Below are 17,837 nucleotides of genomic sequence, written 5' to 3'. Positions count from 1 at the left end.
GGCTGCGATCTTTTGACTTTGTTTTTTACAAGCAAGATCAACAGATCGCAGCCTGCGGCAGCTCCTACAGAGTTTGTGTCGGGTCAGGACTTGGTGGGCAACACATCGTTGGCAATCATTTCGCCAAACGGCCCGGTCAGGTTGGTCACGCCGCGTCCGGCCAGGCTTGCATACGGCTCGGGCAGCAACGGGAACACCAGTTCGGCAAAGCGGTAAGCCTCTTCCAGATGCGGATAGCCGGAGAAGATAAAACTCTCGATACCGAGGTCGGCGTACTCCTTGATCCGCGCGGCCACTTGCTGCGGATCGCCCACCAGCGCGGTACCGGCACCGCCACGTACCAGACCGACGCCGGCCCACAGGTTGGGAGCGATTTCCAGGTTGTCGCGCCGCCCGTCGTGCAACGCTGCCATGCGCCGCTGGCCTTCGGAGTCGAAGCGCGAGAAGGATTTCTGCGCGGCCTCGATGGTCTCGTCGCTGATGTGTTCGATCAGTTTGTCCGCGGCTTTCCACGCTTCTTCGGCGGTATCGCGGACGATGACGTGCAGACGAATGCCGAACTTCACCTTGCGTCCATGGCGTGCGGCGCGTTCACGCACATCGGCGAGTTTTTCGGCGACAGCGGCGGGCGGTTCGCCCCAAGTCAGGTACACGTCGACTTGCTCGGCAGCGAGGTCATGCGCGGCGTCGGACGAGCCACCGAAATACAGCGGCGGATACGGTTTCTGCACTGGCGGATAGAGGGCCTTGGCGTTCTGTACTTTCAGGTGTTTGCCTTCGAAATCCACCGATTCGCCTTGCAGCACGCGGCGCCAGATCCTGAGGAATTCGTCGGTGACTTCGTAGCGTTCGCTGTGGCTCAGGAAGCTGCCGTCGCCACGGTTTTCGTCGGGATCACCGCCGGTCACCACGTTGATCAGCAGACGGCCGTTGGACAGTCGATCGAGCGTCGCCGCCATGCGCGCCGAAACGGTGGGCGAAATGATCCCCGGGCGAATCGCTACCAGATAACGCAGGCGTTCGGTCAGCGGCACCAGCGCCGAAGCGATCACCCACGAGTCTTCGCAGGAGCGCCCGGTGGGAATCAGCACGCCGTGGTAGCCGAGGCTGTCGGCGGCTTGCGCCACTTGTTTCAGATAATTCAGGGTGACCGGGCGCGCGCCTTGGGTGGTGCCCAGGTAATGGCCGTCGCCGTGGGTCGGCAGGAACCAGAAAACATCCATGAACAGCTCCTTAAGCGATTTTCAGCAACGGTTTGATTTGCGTGCCGAACAGCGGCGCGGCACGTTCGGCGGCCAGGCGGATCCGCGCTTTCAGCGGTTCGCTGGTGATCTGGTAGTCGGCGAAATCGGCCTCGGTGGCGTACACGCCAATGGGCAGGGTCACCGCCTGGAAGAAACTGAACAGGGGCCGCAATTGATGATCGAGCACCAGCGCATGGCGCTCGCTGCCGCCGGTGGCGGCGAGCAGCACCGGGGTGTCGATCAGTGCGTTGAGGTCGATCAGGTCGAACAGATGCTTGAGCAGGCCCGGATAGGAACCGCGATACACCGGCGCGGCGACGATCAGCAGATCGGCTTGTTCGATGGCTTGAAGTTCAGCCTCGACCTCGGCGCTCAGTTCCTGACGCGACAAAGCGGCGCCCAGTGGGCGGGCAATGTCACCCAGTTCAATCAGATGACTCTCGACCGGCAAGTGCCCGGCCAGTTCGGCCAACAGCGCTTGGGTCAGCACCAGGGTGCGCGATGGACGCCAGGTGCCGCCGGAGAGGGCGACGACTTTCAGGGGACGCGACATGATCAGTTCCTTTTTATCAACAGTTGCTCAGCGAGCAGTGGGTCAGTGCCAAGGCTTGAGCAAGCGCTGTACCAATTCCTGAGAGGCCCGGTTTACCTGGGCTTGAGCATTGTGCCGTGAGCCGGTGGTGCGGATATCAGGCGGGTTTGTTGATCTGCTGTTGCCTGGGCAACAGTTGCTGGAGCAACAGTTGTTTGCCGTGTGCAGGGATTTATAGCGGCTGCTGGTTATTCCGTAAAAGAACGTTAATCGATATTTATAGATCGTTAGGAGATATAGCGCCGATCAAGCTGAAATCCTGATAGCCACTATTGAGAGCGTTGATTTTTGCCCGGACGGGCGCGGGCGTAGCCTTTGTTCATCGACTACCACCGCCCGCCAGGACGCTCCCCATGAATCGTTTACTGACTGTTTCGTTGCTGCTCGCTGTCTCCGTACTCGCCGGTTGCGCGACCCACGTTTCCCCCGAACAACGGCCGTACACCGCCGAAGAATCCCGCGAACTGGCGATGGAAGCGCTGAACCGCAGCGGCTTGTCCTTCGACGAATATCACGCGAAGAAAGCTGCACTGCTGGGCGAATCGCAATTCGACAAGAAAGCTGAAATGAGCGCCGGGCGTGCAATACAGCTGCACGGTCGTCCAAGTTAATCGAAAACTGTACTGCTCGAATTTTCGCGTAACTGTCCGTGGGTTCGCGGGCCGCCGTGCGATAGGGTCAACACCTGAATGACCCCTGACGGATTGCTCCCATGACCCTCTCGCTTGACCTGCTGTTGGGCTTTGCCCTGTTTGCCCTTGTCACCTCGATTACACCGGGGCCGAACAACACCATGTTGCTGGCGTCGGGCGTGAACTTCGGCTTCAACCGCACCATTCCTCACATGCTCGGCATCACCTGCGGTTTCTTCGTATTGGTGGTCGCGGTGGGCTTTGGCCTGGGCGCGGTGTTCCAGACTTACCCGATTCTCTACACGGTGTTGCGCTATCTCGGCGCCGCGTATCTTTTGTATCTGGCGTGGAAAATTGCTCATTCGGGCCCGGTGGGCGATGGCGTGGATGGCGAGGCCAAGCCGATCAGTTATCTCGGTGCCGCCGCGTTTCAGTGGGTCAATCCCAAAGCCTGGATCATGGCCATCGGTGCCATCAGCACCTACACGCCGATGCAGGGTTATTTCACCAATGTGGTGGTGATCGCTGCCGTGTTCGCCATCATCAACCTGCCCAGCGTCGGCGTCTGGGCAGCGTGCGGCACGCTGCTGCGTAATGTGCTGAAGGACCCGCGCTGGTTGCGCGTGTTCAACTGGGGCATGGCGGCGCTATTGGTGATTTCGCTGTACCCGTTACTTCTCGAAAGCTTTCACTGACGCATTGCTTCAATCGCCGGCCCGATGCCTGTTAAGCTCGGCTTCAGGAGCGTTCCTACGCACTTTTAAATGAAGTTGTTCTTCTTTAACGGCATCCGATCAGGTATTGATGACGGTCTCGAACCCAGGCGCAGCTCACAAGGCTGCGCTGTGCCGTTTGCAGACACGAGCCTCCTGATCCCGGAACACGCTCTGCGAGTCTTTTATGAATAAACGTCCGTTGTATTTCGATTACGCCGCCACCACCCCGGTGGACGAGCGGGTCATCCAGGTGATGATTGATTGTCTGGGTTTTCACGGTAACTTCGGCAACCCGGCGTCCAGCTCCCATGCCTTCGGCCAGCAGGCCCGGCACACGGTCGAGCACGCCCGTCGGCAAGTCGCCGAACTGGTCGGTGCGGAGGCCGCGCAGATCGTCTGGACCTCCGGCGCCACCGAGTCCAACAACCTTGCCCTCAAGGGCGTGGCCCAGGCCCGCGGCGTTGCCGGCGGCCACATCATTACCAGTCAGATCGAACACAAAGCCATTCTCGATACCGCCCGGCAATTGCAGGATGCCGGCGTCGCGGTGACTTATCTGGTACCGGACGCCGATGGCCTGATCACCCCGCAGGCGGTCAGCGAAGCCATGCGCGACGACACCTTTCTGGTGTCGCTGATGCTGGTCAACAACGAACTCGGCACGCTCAACGATATCCCGGCCATCGGTGAAGTCGTGCGCGGCCGTGGCGCGTTGTTCCATGTCGATGCCGCGCAGGGTGCGGGCAAAGTGGCGATTGATCTGCAGCAGTGGCCAGTGGACTTGATGTCGTTTTCGGCGCACAAGCTCTACGGCCCCAAGGGGATCGGCGCGCTGTATGTCGGCCCCCGCGCGCAACAGCGCTTGCAGGCGCAGATTCATGGCGGCGGTCACGAGGGCGGGCTGCGCTCCGGGACTCTGGCGACGCATCAGATCGCCGGCATGGGTGCGGCATTCGCCCTGGCCGCAGCTGAATTCGATGCCGAGAAAAAGTCCATCGTGGCGCTGCGTGAACGGCTGCTCGAACAGTTGCTGAGTCTGCCGGGCGTACGCCTCAACGGCAGCGCCAGCCAGCGCATCGCACACACGTTGAGCCTGACCTTCAGCGAAGGTGAATTCAACAGTGCGGCCTTGAGCCAGTCGATCGCCTTTTCCGCGACTTCGGCCTGCAACTCGGCGAGCAACACACCTTCTCACGTGTTGCTGGCACTGGGGCACGACGCCCGGCTGGCCGGTCGCACCATTCGCCTGAGCCTCGGCCGTTTCACCACCGCCGACGATGTCGATCAGGCGGCAGCACTGATCAAAGGCGCCTGCGCCAGTGCCCCGGCATTCTGGGCCACAGGGCTTTAACCAGCCGTTTGCACGGCTACGAACAATAACGATGAAGTGATTGGCAGGAGACATGATGAGTACCCAGACTTTGACCGAAGGAACGGTTCCCCAGCGCCTGGCGCACACCCGTGAACTGATGCGCCGCGAAGGCATTCATGCGTTGCTGGTGCCATCTGCCGACCCGCATCTGTCGGAATACCTGCCGGGTTACTGGCAAGGGCGGCAATGGTTGTCGGGCTTTCATGGTTCGGTCGGTACCTTGATTGTCACCGCTGATTTCGCCGGGGTCTGGGCCGACAGTCGTTACTGGGAGCAGGCGACCAAGGAACTCAAGGGCAGCGGCATCGAACTGGTCAAGCTGCAACCGGGTCAGCCGAGCCCGCTGGACTGGTTGGCCGAGCAGACACCGGAAGGTGGATTGGTGGCAGTCGATGGCGCGGTGATGGCCGTCGCTTCGGCGCGTACGTTGAGCAGCAAGCTTGAGGCTCGCGGCGCGCGTCTGCGTACCGACATCGACCTGTTGAATGAAGTCTGGTCTGATCGCCCACGCCTGCCAAACGCGCCGATCTATCCCCATCTGCCGCCGCAAGCGACGGTCAGCCGTGGCGAGAAACTCTCCAAACTGCGTGAGACCTTGCGCGAGCGCGGTGCCGACTGGCATTTCATCGCTACCCTCGATGACATCGCCTGGCTGTTCAACCTGCGTGGCGGCGACGTATCGTTCAACCCGGTGTTTGTTTCTTTTGCGTTGATCAATCAACAGCAAGCAACGTTGTTTGTGGCCTTGAGCAAAGTCGATGCCGGGTTGCGTGCGGTGCTGGAGCAGGACGGCGTGACGCTGCGCGATTACCGCGAAGTGGACGACGCCCTTCGTGCCGTGCCGAGCGGGGCGAGCCTGCTGGTGGATCCGGCACGGGTAACCACGGGTTTGCTGGATAACCTCGACAGCGCGGTAAAACTGGTCGAAGGCCTGAACCCGACCACCCTTGCCAAGTCGCAGAAGAGCGAGGCCGATGCACAGCACATTCGCCAGGCCATGGAACAGGATGGTGCGGCATTGTGCGAATTCTTCGCCTGGCTGGAATCGGCCTGGGGCCGTGAACGTATCACCGAGCTGACCATCGACGAAAAACTCACTGCTGCCCGCGAACGCCGTCCTGACTACGTGTCGCTGAGCTTCAACACCATTGCCGCGTTTAACGCCAATGGCGCGATGCCGCACTATCACGCCACCGAAGAAGAGCACGCGGTGATCGAGGGCGACGGTTTGCTGCTGATCGACTCGGGCGGCCAGTACCTGGGCGGCACAACCGACATCACTCGAATGGTGCCGGTGGGTACGCCGACGGCTGAGCAGAAGCGTGACTGCACCCGTGTGCTCAAAGGCGTGATTGCCCTATCGCGGGCGCAGTTTCCCAAAGGCATTCTGTCGCCGCTACTCGATGCTATCGCCCGTGCACCGATCTGGGCGGAAAGCGTGGATTACGGTCATGGCACCGGTCATGGGGTCGGCTATTTCCTCAACGTCCACGAAGGCCCGCAGGTGATCGCCTATCAGGCAGCACCAGCACCGCAAACGGCGATGCAACCGGGGATGATCACCTCGATCGAACCGGGCACCTATCGTCCGGGGCGTTGGGGCGTGCGCATCGAGAACCTGGCAATGAACCGCGAGGCGGGGAGCAGCGAGTTCGGTGAGTTCCTCAAGTTTGAAACCTTGACCCTGTGCCCGATCGACACGCGCTGCCTGGAGCCGTCCTTGCTGACGCAGGAAGAGAAACAGTGGTTCAACGCCTATCACGCCGAAGTGCGTGAGCGTCTGAGCCCGTTGCTGGAAGGCGCTGCGCTGGAGTGGCTGAACACGCGCACAGCGGCGATCTGAGTGGCTGAAACCCGGGCGCTGCTGGCAGCGTCCGGGTTCTGTGGTGTTTCTAAGCCTGACGCAGGGCTTCTTCGACGAAATCGAGGCGGTCCTGACCGAAGAACATCTGATTGTCGATAAACATGCTCGGCGCACCAAACACACCGCGTTTAATCGCCGTCTCGGTATTCTCTTTGAGTACAGCCTTGACCGACTCGTCGTTAGTCAGGGCCAGGACCTCATCGGGGACGAAGCCGTGTTCGCTCAATACCGCCGCAACGGTGTCCGGCTCATCGAGAGGGCGCCCCTCCACCCACAATGCCTTGAACAGACAATCGATAAACGCATGAAAGCGTTCCGGCTGGCGCAGTTGGATGCCGGTGACCGCGCGCATCAGCATCAGCGTGTTGATCGGGAAGTGCGGATTGAATTTCAGCGGAACGCCATAGCGCTTGGCGTAGCGATCGAGATCCTGAAACATGTAGCGGCCCTTCGCCGGAATCATTGCCGGTGATGCGTTGCCGGTCGCCTTGAACACGCCGCCCAGCAGCATCGGGATGTAGATCAACTGGGTGCCGGTGTCGGCACAGATCTTCGGCAACTGGGTGTAGGCCAGGTAGGTGGCAGGGCTGCCGAGGTCGAAATAGAACTCCACGGTTTTCGTCATCTTCGCTGCGCTCTCTTTATTGTTATGGAGGAGTGGGTCTTACCAGCGTTCGTTCCACGGGCGCAGATCCAGTTCGAAGGTCCAGGCGTCCCGTGGCTGGCTGTGCAGATACCAATAGTTTTCGGCGATGTGTTCGGGATTGAGAATACCGTCCTGATTCTTGGTCGCGTACTTCTCGGGGAAACTGTTGCGGATGAAGTCGGTATCGATCGCGCCATCGACCACTACATGGGCGACGTGGATATTCATCGGGCCCAACTCGCGCGCCATGCTTTGTGCCAGTGCACGGATACCGTGTTTGGCGCCGGCAAACGCGGCAAATCCGGAAGCACCGCGCAGCCCGGCGGTGGCGCCAGTGAACAGAATGGTGCCGCGCTGGCGCGTGACCATGCGCTTGGCCACTTCGCGGGCATTGAGAAAACCCGAGAAACAGGCCATTTCCCAGATCTTGAAATACTTGCGCGCAGTTTCTTCAAGAATGCTGCAAGGCACGTTGGCGCCGATGTTGAAGACAAACGCCTCGATCGGGCCGAGGCGGGTTTCGATCTCTTCAATCAATGCAATGACGTCTTCCTCCTTGCGCGCATCGCAGGCAAAGCCGTGAGCTTCGCCACCCTCGGCCTGAATCGCCTCGACCAGCGGCTGCAATTTGTCGGCACTGCGCCGGGTGACGCAAGCGATAAAACCTTCTCTGGCAAAGCGCTTGGCAATCGCTCCACCGGTGGCATCGCCAGCACCCACCACCAACACGACCTTCTTGTTATTCATGGGTAGATCCCTTTAGTAAACGATCGTTAAGTGAACGAACGTTATGCTAGGATCCGGACAACGTCAAGGCGGTCGATCAAGAGGGTAAGCACATGCGGTATTCCGCCGGTCACAAGCTGGAAACCCGAGAAAAACTGCTGAACAGCAGCGCACTGTCAGCCAAGCGCTCAGGCTTTTCCACAGTCGGTGTCGATGGTTTGATGAAGGCTATCGGCCTGAGTGGCGCGGCGTTCTATAGTCACTTCTCGTCGAAAAACGAGCTGTTCACCGCCATCGTCGAGCGCGAACTGTGTCAGAGCCTTGAGCGACTGGGAGGGCAGGGAGCGCAGGACCGTGAACGGCTGGAACGCTGTCTTAAACAGTACCTGAGCATGGCTCACGTGGAGCAGCCTGAATCGGGCTGTGCTTTGCCGACACTGGGTGCGGAAATCGCCCGTTCAGATGATCAGGTTCGTGAGCAGGCGGAGTTGTGGATTTGTCGGCTGCATGCCAGTTGGGCACACATTCTGGAGAGCGACAGCCTGGCGTGGGCCATTCTGTCGCAATGCGTCGGCGCATTGGTGGTGGCGCGGATGCTGTTGACACCGGACATTCAACGGACGGTATTGAAATCCAGTCATGCGGAAATCGGACGTCAGTTGGCTGCTCGACAAGGCGAGCAGCCAGAGTGATTCATTTGCAAATGACGATCATGCTGCGGCTGGTATAACCGGCTGGATTGAGCCCGAATGGGTAGTCGCCGGGCTCTTCCACGGCGTCCCCTGATTTGGCGATAACTTTGTAGCCCTTTGGGGCGCAAGCATTGGCGGCGCTGGTGTAGCACTTGTCCCAAGAGGACGACAGCCCGGAACAGTTGATGTGCAGCCCTTTTTTACCGTGCTTCACTTGAGTCTTGGAGGTGGCTGCGCACCCCGCTACTGCCAATACAGCGATCAGTATCAAAATTCGTTTCATTACCGTCCTTATGGTAGCCACGAGTCTGGCGCTCGGGTCTGCCTGTATTCGCCTGCGCTTTAAGCGGTTTGATATCCCTGTCCGAAAAAATCCATGCCTGGCACTGAGTTAAGGGGCCTAAACATGGCCTAAATGAACGCCAATTGCCAGACCTTCGTCAAATCCTGTTTCAATCTGCCGCAACAACGGGTTTGGCGTTACTGCCCATGGTCATGGTTGCTCCGACAGAGGCCAGAATAATGCACAGGATCGCCATCCATTGTGACAGCGTGAGGTACTCCTGCAGGAACAGCAGCCCGGACAACGCGCCAAAGGCCGGTTCGATACTCATCAAAGTCCCGAAGGTGCGGGCCGGTATGCGGGTGAGAGCGACCATCTCCAGCGTATAGGGCAAAGCGGTTGAGAGGATGGCGACGCCGATGGCGACCGGGATCAGCGACGGGGTGAGTAATGCCGCGCCGGCATGCACGATGCCGATCGGAGCGACAAACAGTGCGGCAATCATCACGCCCAGGGCCGCAGTCGTTACGCCGTTGTCGGCACCGGCTTTTTGGCCGAACAGAATGTACAACGCCCAGCATACGCCGGCACCCAAGGCATAACCGGCACCGACCAGATCAATTCCCGCAGATGTCGCTCCGGTCGGGATCAACAGCAGCAGGCCAACTGCCGCCAAGGCAATCCAGAGAAAGTCGATTGCGCGGCGAGAGGCGTAGATGGCGACGGCCAGCGGGCCCGTGAACTCCAACGCAACTGCAATGCCAAGCGGCACGGTGCGCAATGACATATAGAAGAGGAAGTTCATCCCGCCCAGCGCCATGCCGTAAACGATCACCGTGCGCAGAGACTGCGCGGTCAGCCTGGCTCGCCATGGGCGCAACAACAGCAGCATGATCACACTGGCGAAAATCAGGCGAAGGGTGGTCGTCCCTTGAGCGCCAACCACCGGGAACATGCTCTTGGCCAGAGAGGCACCAGACTGGATGGATGCCATGGCTATTAACAAAAGGCCAACCGGGAACAGCGTTGAGGCCAGAGAGCGAGGTTGGTCTGTCATTGCGAGGCATCATCCGAAGGTGAGATCAGGGTAATGTTTTACCTATTGGGCAATATACTGCGCATTCGCTGCCGTTGCGTCTATATAGAAGCGGGCTTTTTCGGTGCATTGATAGAAAACTGAAATTAACGGTTGACGGCAGATTCAGGAGGTCTATAATTCGCCCCACTTCCGGCGCAGTCGAAACGGAAAACTCCTTGAGATTCAATGAGTTGCGCAGTTTTCGGCAGCGGTTTGCTTCAGTTCATCGAAGCCTGGAAGGAGTTGAAAGGGCAGTGATGTTTGGCTCTTTTGACGGTTCGATCTTCTCGGTCGAAAGCGGAGAAAAAGAGGTGTTGACAGCAGCGTTTAACGCTGTAGAATTCGCCTCCCGCTAACGAGAGATCGGAAGCGCAAGTGGTTGAAGTTGTTGAAGAAATCTTCGAAAACTTCTGAAAATAATCACTTGACAGCAAATGAGGCTGCTGTAGAATGCGCGCCTCGGTTGAGACGAAAGATCTTAACCAACCGCTCTTTAACAACTGAATCAAGCAATTCGTGTGGGTGCTTGTGGAGTCAGGCTGATAGTCAACAAGATTATCAGCATCACAAGTTACTCCGCGAGAAATCAAAGATGTAACCAACGATTGCTGAGCCAAGTTTAGGGTTTCTTAAAAACCCAAAGATGTTTGAACTGAAGAGTTTGATCATGGCTCAGATTGAACGCTGGCGGCAGGCCTAACACATGCAAGTCGAGCGGATGAAGGGAGCTTGCTCCTGGATTCAGCGGCGGACGGGTGAGTAATGCCTAGGAATCTGCCTGGTAGTGGGGGACAACGTTTCGAAAGGAACGCTAATACCGCATACGTCCTACGGGAGAAAGCAGGGGACCTTCGGGCCTTGCGCTATCAGATGAGCCTAGGTCGGATTAGCTAGTTGGTGAGGTAATGGCTCACCAAGGCGACGATCCGTAACTGGTCTGAGAGGATGATCAGTCACACTGGAACTGAGACACGGTCCAGACTCCTACGGGAGGCAGCAGTGGGGAATATTGGACAATGGGCGAAAGCCTGATCCAGCCATGCCGCGTGTGTGAAGAAGGTCTTCGGATTGTAAAGCACTTTAAGTTGGGAGGAAGGGTTGTAGATTAATACTCTGCAATTTTGACGTTACCGACAGAATAAGCACCGGCTAACTCTGTGCCAGCAGCCGCGGTAATACAGAGGGTGCAAGCGTTAATCGGAATTACTGGGCGTAAAGCGCGCGTAGGTGGTTTGTTAAGTTGGATGTGAAATCCCCGGGCTCAACCTGGGAACTGCATCCAAAACTGGCAAGCTAGAGTATGGTAGAGGGTGGTGGAATTTCCTGTGTAGCGGTGAAATGCGTAGATATAGGAAGGAACACCAGTGGCGAAGGCGACCACCTGGACTGATACTGACACTGAGGTGCGAAAGCGTGGGGAGCAAACAGGATTAGATACCCTGGTAGTCCACGCCGTAAACGATGTCAACTAGCCGTTGGGAGCCTTGAGCTCTTAGTGGCGCAGCTAACGCATTAAGTTGACCGCCTGGGGAGTACGGCCGCAAGGTTAAAACTCAAATGAATTGACGGGGGCCCGCACAAGCGGTGGAGCATGTGGTTTAATTCGAAGCAACGCGAAGAACCTTACCAGGCCTTGACATCCAATGAACTTTCCAGAGATGGATTGGTGCCTTCGGGAACATTGAGACAGGTGCTGCATGGCTGTCGTCAGCTCGTGTCGTGAGATGTTGGGTTAAGTCCCGTAACGAGCGCAACCCTTGTCCTTAGTTACCAGCACGTTATGGTGGGCACTCTAAGGAGACTGCCGGTGACAAACCGGAGGAAGGTGGGGATGACGTCAAGTCATCATGGCCCTTACGGCCTGGGCTACACACGTGCTACAATGGTCGGTACAGAGGGTTGCCAAGCCGCGAGGTGGAGCTAATCCCACAAAACCGATCGTAGTCCGGATCGCAGTCTGCAACTCGACTGCGTGAAGTCGGAATCGCTAGTAATCGCGAATCAGAATGTCGCGGTGAATACGTTCCCGGGCCTTGTACACACCGCCCGTCACACCATGGGAGTGGGTTGCACCAGAAGTAGCTAGTCTAACCTTCGGGAGGACGGTTACCACGGTGTGATTCATGACTGGGGTGAAGTCGTAACAAGGTAGCCGTAGGGGAACCTGCGGCTGGATCACCTCCTTAATCGACGACATCAGCTGCTCCATAAGTTCCCACACGAATTGCTTGATTCATTGAAGAAGACGATAGAAGCAGCCCGAAATTGGGTCTGTAGCTCAGTTGGTTAGAGCGCACCCCTGATAAGGGTGAGGTCGGCAGTTCGAATCTGCCCAGACCCACCAATTTTTGTGTGGGAAACCTGTAGAAATACGGGGCCATAGCTCAGCTGGGAGAGCGCCTGCCTTGCACGCAGGAGGTCAGCGGTTCGATCCCGCTTGGCTCCACCACCACTGCTTCTGAAGTTTGAAAGCTTAGAAATGAGCATTCCATCGCTGTGATGGTGAATGCTGATTTCTAGTCTTTTGATTAGATCGTTCTTTAAAAATTTGGGTATGTGATAGAAAGATAGACTGAACGTTACTTTCACTGGTAACGGATCAGGCTAAGGTAAAATTTGTGAGTGACTCTTAAGAGTTTTGCGAATTTTCGGCGAATGTCGTCTTCACAGTATAACCAGATTGCTTGGGGTTATATGGTCAAGTGAAGAAGCGCATACGGTGGATGCCTTGGCAGTCAGAGGCGATGAAAGACGTGGTAGCCTGCGAAAAGCTTCGGGGAGTCGGCAAACAGACTTTGATCCGGAGATGTCTGAATGGGGGAACCCAGCCATCATAAGATGGTTATCTTGTACTGAATACATAGGTGCAAGAGGCGAACCAGGGGAACTGAAACATCTAAGTACCCTGAGGAAAAGAAATCAACCGAGATTCCCTTAGTAGTGGCGAGCGAACGGGGACTAGCCCTTAAGTGGCTTTGAGATTAGCGGAACGCTCTGGAAAGTGCGGCCATAGTGGGTGATAGCCCTGTACGCGAAAGTCTCTTAGTCATGAAATCGAGTAGGACGGAGCACGAGAAACTTTGTCTGAATATGGGGGGACCATCCTCCAAGGCTAAATACTACTGACTGACCGATAGTGAACTAGTACCGTGAGGGAAAGGCGAAAAGAACCCCGGAGAGGGGAGTGAAATAGATCCTGAAACCGTATGCGTACAAGCAGTGGGAGCCCACTTTGTTGGGTGACTGCGTACCTTTTGTATAATGGGTCAGCGACTTATTTTCAGTGGCGAGCTTAACCGAATAGGGGAGGCGTAGCGAAAGCGAGTCTTAATAGGGCGTCTAGTCGCTGGGAATAGACCCGAAACCGGGCGATCTATCCATGGGCAGGTTGAAGGTTAGGTAACACTGACTGGAGGACCGAACCGACTACCGTTGAAAAGTTAGCGGATGACCTGTGGATCGGAGTGAAAGGCTAATCAAGCTCGGAGATAGCTGGTTCTCCTCGAAAGCTATTTAGGTAGCGCCTCATGTATCACTGTAGGGGGTAGAGCACTGTTTCGGCTAGGGGGTCATCCCGACTTACCAAACCGATGCAAACTCCGAATACCTACAAGTGCCGAGCATGGGAGACACACGGCGGGTGCTAACGTCCGTCGTGAAAAGGGAAACAACCCAGACCGTCAGCTAAGGTCCCAAAGTTATGGTTAAGTGGGAAACGATGTGGGAAGGCTTAGACAGCTAGGAGGTTGGCTTAGAAGCAGCCACCCTTTAAAGAAAGCGTAATAGCTCACTAGTCGAGTCGGCCTGCGCGGAAGATGTAACGGGGCTCAAACCATACACCGAAGCTACGGGTATCACGCAAGTGATGCGGTAGAGGAGCGTTCTGTAAGCCTGTGAAGGTGAGTTGAGAAGCTTGCTGGAGGTATCAGAAGTGCGAATGCTGACATGAGTAACGACAATGGGTGTGAAAAACACCCACGCCGAAAGACCAAGGTTTCCTGCGCAACGTTAATCGACGCAGGGTTAGTCGGTCCCTAAGGCGAGGCTGAAAAGCGTAGTCGATGGAAAACAGGTTAATATTCCTGTACTTCTGGTTATTGCGATGGAGGGACGGAGAAGGCTAGGCCAGCTTGGCGTTGGTTGTCCAAGTTTAAGGTGGTAGGCTGAGATCTTAGGTAAATCCGGGATCTTAAGGCCGAGAGCTGATGACGAGTTACCCTTTGGGTGACGAAGTGGTTGATGCCATGCTTCCAAGAAAAGCTTCTAAGCTTCAGATAACCAGGAACCGTACCCCAAACCGACACAGGTGGTTGGGTAGAGAATACCAAGGCGCTTGAGAGAACTCGGGTGAAGGAACTAGGCAAAATGGCACCGTAACTTCGGGAGAAGGTGCGCCGGTGAGGGTGAAGGACTTGCTCCGTAAGCTCATGCCGGTCGAAGATACCAGGCCGCTGCGACTGTTTATTAAAAACACAGCACTCTGCAAACACGAAAGTGGACGTATAGGGTGTGACGCCTGCCCGGTGCCGGAAGGTTAATTGATGGGGTTAGCTAACGCGAAGCTCTTGATCGAAGCCCCGGTAAACGGCGGCCGTAACTATAACGGTCCTAAGGTAGCGAAATTCCTTGTCGGGTAAGTTCCGACCTGCACGAATGGCGTAACGATGGCGGCGCTGTCTCCACCCGAGACTCAGTGAAATTGAAATCGCTGTGAAGATGCAGTGTATCCGCGGCTAGACGGAAAGACCCCGTGAACCTTTACTATAGCTTTGCACTGGACTTTGAATTTGCTTGTGTAGGATAGGTGGGAGGCTTTGAAGCGTGGACGCCAGTTCGCGTGGAGCCATCCTTGAAATACCACCCTGGCAACTTTGAGGTTCTAACTCAGGTCCGTTATCCGGATCGAGGACAGTGTATGGTGGGTAGTTTGACTGGGGCGGTCTCCTCCTAAAGAGTAACGGAGGAGTACGAAGGTGCGCTCAGACCGGTCGGAAATCGGTCGTAGAGTATAAAGGCAAAAGCGCGCTTGACTGCGAGACAGACACGTCGAGCAGGTACGAAAGTAGGTCTTAGTGATCCGGTGGTTCTGTATGGAAGGGCCATCGCTCAACGGATAAAAGGTACTCCGGGGATAACAGGCTGATACCGCCCAAGAGTTCATATCGACGGCGGTGTTTGGCACCTCGATGTCGGCTCATCACATCCTGGGGCTGAAGCCGGTCCCAAGGGTATGGCTGTTCGCCATTTAAAGTGGTACGCGAGCTGGGTTTAGAACGTCGTGAGACAGTTCGGTCCCTATCTGCCGTGGACGTTTGAGATTTGAGAGGGGCTGCTCCTAGTACGAGAGGACCGGAGTGGACGAACCTCTGGTGTTCCGGTTGTCACGCCAGTGGCATTGCCGGGTAGCTATGTTCGGGAAAGATAACCGCTGAAAGCATCTAAGCGGGAAACTTGCCTCAAGATGAGATCTCACTGGAACCTTGAGTTCCCTGAAGGGCCGTCGAAGACTACGACGTTGATAGGTTGGGTGTGTAAGCGCTGTGAGGCGTTGAGCTAACCAATACTAATTGCCCGTGAGGCTTGACCATATAACACCCAAGCAATCTGCATGCTCGAAAGAGACCAGATTGCGGTGTGTGAAGACGCAATGAACCGAAAGTTCGCGCTGCTCACAAACACCTGTATCACATACCCGATTTACTGAAGCGAGGCCAACCGGCCGCGAGTCAGTCCCCGAATTTCTTGACGACCATAGAGCGTTGGAACCACCTGATCCCATCCCGAACTCAGAAGTGAAACGATGCATCGCCGATGGTAGTGTGGGGTTTCCCCATGTGAGAGTAGGTCATCGTCAAGATTAAATTCCGAAACCCCAATTGCGAAAGCAGTTGGGGTTTTGTTTTGCCCGCAGGAAAGTGCTTCTCTCGTCAGAATCAGACGACACGAGAGTTCCAACCGTCGCAGGGACTGCCATTGGGGAAAATCCTTCTGAAGTGACCACTCGGTTTTTGGTATGGTGCAGCTCGTTTTTAACGGACTGATGTCATGCCCACGGATCGGCACTCAAATTATGCCAAAGAGTTGCTGTAGAAATGCCTGAACCCATCCCGATCAAGGATCACGAAAAAGAGACGCGCCTGGTCAACAAGCGGTTGATCGCCTGTGCTCTGTTCGTCTTTGCTATCAGCTGCGCGCTGGTGGTACGTCTGTACATCCTGCAAGTAGTTGAATACGACTACCACTCGACCATTTCTGAAAATAACCGCGTCCACGTCTTGCCGATCCCGCCGACAAGAGGCCTGATTTATGACCGCAATGGCGTGCTGCTCGCCGATAACCGTCCCAGTTACAATCTGATCATCACTCGTGAACGCGCCACTGATGTCAATCAGGAGCTGGACGAGGTGATCAATCTGCTGCATTTGCCCGTCGAAGATCGCACGGTTTTCGACAAGGCCATGAAGCAGTCTCGTCATCCATTTACTCCAGTGACGCTGTTCTATGAACTGACCGAAGAACAGATCGCCGTTTTAGCGGTCAACGAATTCCGTTTGCCGGGCCTGGATGTGGAGCCACAATTCGTTCGTCACTACCCGCTGGGTACGCATTTCGCGCATTCGATCGGCTACGTTGGCCGGATTAATGAAAAAGAGTCCAAGACCCTCGATTCGGTGGAGTACCGTGGCACGCAGTCCATCGGTAAAACCGGTATCGAACGCTTCTACGAAGCGCAACTGCACGGTCATGTTGGCTATGAAGAAGTTGAGACCAACGCTCAGGGCCGAGTATTACGGGTGCTCAAGCACACCGATCCGGTGCCTGGCAAAAACATCGTTCTAAGTCTCGACGTCAAACTGCAGGAGGCTGCGGAAGCCGCACTGGGCGACCGTCGTGGCTCGGTGGTGGCTCTCGACCCGTCCACCGGCGAAGTGCTGGCCATGGTCAGCAATCCGAGTTTCGACCCGAACCTGTTCGTCACTGGCATCAGCTCCAAGGAATACTCGGCGCTACGCGATTCCATCGACCGGCCGCTGTTCAACCGTGTGCTGCGCGGCCTGTACGCGCCGGGCTCGACCATCAAGCCAGAAGTGGCGATTGCCGGCCTCGATGCGGGTGTCGTGACGCCGCAGACCCGCGTCTTTGACCCAGGCTACTACCAACTCCCGGATTTCGATCACAAGTACCGCAACTGGAACCACAGTGGCGATGGCTGGGTGGACATGGACGCGGCAATCATGCGCTCCAACGACACCTACTTCTACGACCTGGCACACAAGCTCGGCATCGATCGCCTGCACGATTACATGGCGATGTTCGGCCTCGGCGAAAAAGTTTCGCTGGACATGTTCGAAGAGTCGCCCGGTTTGATGCCATCTCAAGCCTGGAAACGCGCCACGCGCCGTCAGGCCTGGTTCCCAGGGGAAACGGTGATCCTCGGGATTGGGCAGGGCTACATGCAGGTTACGCCGTTACAACTGGCTCAGGCCACCGCACTGATCGCCAACAAGGGCGTATGGAACCGTCCGCACCTGGCGAAGACGGTGGATGGCGTGGCGCCGGTCGACGAGCATCCGATGCCGAACATTCTGCTGAAGAATCCGCGTGACTGGGATCAGGTCAACCACGGGATGCAGATGGTGATGCACGATGCCCGAGGTATCGCGCGCGCCGCAGCGGCCGGTGCGCAGTACCGCATCGCCGGCAAGAGTGGTACGGCGCAGGTGGTGGCGATCAAGCAGGGCGAGCGCTACAACCGTGAAAAAACCCTGGAACGCCATCGCGACAACGCCTTGTTTGTCGGTTTCGCTCCGGCGGAGCACCCGAAGATCGCCATCTCGGTGATGATCGAAAATGGCGAGGCCGGTGGTCGGGTTGCCGGTCCCGTGGTGCGGCAGATCATGGACGCCTGGCTACTGGATCAGGACGGCCACCTCAAGCCGCAATACGCGGCGCCGGCCAAGCCGCCGGGTGATCCGCACGTGTAACCTGGAT

12 protein-coding genes, 2 tRNA genes and 3 rRNA genes are annotated in these 17,837 nt (G+C 56.8%); 11 read left to right on the top strand and 6 right to left on the bottom strand.

What is annotated here, in order from left to right; all coding sequences use genetic code 11:
• Positions 1 to 83: 83 nt before the first annotated feature.
• Positions 84 to 1,223 (bottom strand): FMNH2-dependent alkanesulfonate monooxygenase, encoded by a 1,140-nt coding sequence (gene ssuD / locus ABV589_RS05755; protein WP_367085221.1) that lies wholly within the window; start codon positions 1,221 to 1,223, stop codon positions 84 to 86.
• A 10-nt stretch (positions 1,224 to 1,233) separates the two neighbouring features.
• A complete protein-coding gene (gene msuE, locus ABV589_RS05750; RefSeq protein WP_095137368.1) occupies positions 1,234 to 1,797 on the bottom strand; it encodes an FMN reductase in 564 nt (187 codons plus the stop codon).
• A gap of 392 nt (positions 1,798 to 2,189) precedes the next feature.
• On the opposite strand from msuE, the gene ABV589_RS05745 reads away from it, so the two are divergent.
• From ABV589_RS05745 to ABV589_RS05730, 4 genes are all read left to right on the top strand, one after another.
• Positions 2,190 to 2,447 carry a hypothetical protein gene (locus tag ABV589_RS05745; protein WP_333989066.1) on the top strand — a complete coding sequence of 86 codons (258 nt, stop codon included), beginning with the start codon at positions 2,190 to 2,192 and terminating at the stop codon, positions 2,445 to 2,447.
• 101 nt (positions 2,448 to 2,548) lie between these two features.
• Positions 2,549 to 3,163: a LysE family translocator gene (locus tag ABV589_RS05740; RefSeq protein ID WP_367085220.1), complete on the top strand. Its 615-nt coding sequence runs from the start codon at positions 2,549 to 2,551 to the stop codon at positions 3,161 to 3,163.
• 205 nt (positions 3,164 to 3,368) lie between these two features.
• Positions 3,369 to 4,535, top strand: a complete 1,167-nt coding sequence (locus ABV589_RS05735; protein WP_367085219.1) for an aminotransferase class V-fold PLP-dependent enzyme — start codon at positions 3,369 to 3,371, stop codon at positions 4,533 to 4,535.
• Between the two features lie 55 nt (positions 4,536 to 4,590).
• Positions 4,591 to 6,399 (top strand): aminopeptidase P family protein, encoded by a 1,809-nt coding sequence (locus ABV589_RS05730; protein WP_367085218.1) that lies wholly within the window; start codon positions 4,591 to 4,593, stop codon positions 6,397 to 6,399.
• Between the two features lie 49 nt (positions 6,400 to 6,448).
• Here ABV589_RS05730 and ABV589_RS05725 read toward each other — a convergent pair whose 3' ends face one another.
• The gene (locus ABV589_RS05725) at positions 6,449 to 7,045 is read right to left on the bottom strand and encodes a 2-hydroxychromene-2-carboxylate isomerase (RefSeq protein WP_367085217.1); all 597 of its coding nucleotides are present in this window, start codon (positions 7,043 to 7,045) and stop codon (positions 6,449 to 6,451) included.
• Positions 7,046 to 7,084: 39 nt separating this feature from the next.
• A complete protein-coding gene (locus tag ABV589_RS05720) occupies positions 7,085 to 7,813 on the bottom strand; it encodes an SDR family oxidoreductase (RefSeq protein WP_367085216.1) in 729 nt (242 codons plus the stop codon).
• Positions 7,814 to 7,905: 92 nt separating this feature from the next.
• On the opposite strand from ABV589_RS05720, the gene ABV589_RS05715 reads away from it, so the two are divergent.
• The gene (locus ABV589_RS05715) at positions 7,906 to 8,484 is read left to right on the top strand and encodes a TetR/AcrR family transcriptional regulator (RefSeq protein WP_367085215.1); all 579 of its coding nucleotides are present in this window, start codon (positions 7,906 to 7,908) and stop codon (positions 8,482 to 8,484) included.
• A 1-nt stretch (position 8,485) separates the two neighbouring features.
• On the opposite strand, the gene ABV589_RS05710 is transcribed toward ABV589_RS05715, so the two are convergent.
• Both ABV589_RS05710 and rhtA read right to left on the bottom strand, forming a co-directional pair.
• Positions 8,486 to 8,767 (bottom strand): hypothetical protein, encoded by a 282-nt coding sequence (locus ABV589_RS05710; protein ID WP_007965435.1) that lies wholly within the window; start codon positions 8,765 to 8,767, stop codon positions 8,486 to 8,488.
• A gap of 169 nt (positions 8,768 to 8,936) precedes the next feature.
• Positions 8,937 to 9,824: a threonine/homoserine exporter RhtA gene (gene rhtA / locus ABV589_RS05705; RefSeq protein ID WP_367085214.1), complete on the bottom strand. Its 888-nt coding sequence runs from the start codon at positions 9,822 to 9,824 to the stop codon at positions 8,937 to 8,939.
• A 670-nt stretch (positions 9,825 to 10,494) separates the two neighbouring features.
• Between rhtA and ABV589_RS05700 the strand changes: the two genes are divergently transcribed.
• The 6 genes from ABV589_RS05700 to mrdA all read left to right on the top strand — a co-directional run bounded on the left by ABV589_RS05700 (position 10,495) and on the right by mrdA (position 17,830).
• Positions 10,495 to 12,031: ribosomal RNA gene (locus ABV589_RS05700) — 16S ribosomal RNA — on the top strand.
• 81 nt (positions 12,032 to 12,112) lie between these two features.
• Positions 12,113 to 12,189: transfer RNA gene (locus ABV589_RS05695), tRNA-Ile, on the top strand.
• 29 nt (positions 12,190 to 12,218) lie between these two features.
• Positions 12,219 to 12,294, top strand: a tRNA-Ala gene (locus ABV589_RS05690).
• A gap of 247 nt (positions 12,295 to 12,541) precedes the next feature.
• Positions 12,542 to 15,433 (top strand): 23S ribosomal RNA (locus ABV589_RS05685).
• A gap of 153 nt (positions 15,434 to 15,586) precedes the next feature.
• Positions 15,587 to 15,702, top strand: a 5S ribosomal RNA gene (rrf, locus tag ABV589_RS05680).
• The 16S, 23S and 5S rRNA genes sit together here with 2 tRNA genes alongside, the layout of an rRNA operon.
• Before the next feature lie 235 nt (positions 15,703 to 15,937).
• Entirely contained in the window at positions 15,938 to 17,830 is a 1,893-nt protein-coding gene (gene mrdA, locus ABV589_RS05675) for a penicillin-binding protein 2 (RefSeq protein WP_367085213.1), read from the top strand.
• Positions 17,831 to 17,837 lie beyond the last annotated feature (7 nt).

This window comes from Pseudomonas sp. HOU2 (assembly GCF_040729435.1).
GTDB lineage: Bacteria > Pseudomonadota > Gammaproteobacteria > Pseudomonadales > Pseudomonadaceae > Aquipseudomonas.
The sequence above is the reverse complement of the archived record's forward strand: the minus strand, read 5'-3'. Positions and strand labels throughout refer to the sequence as shown.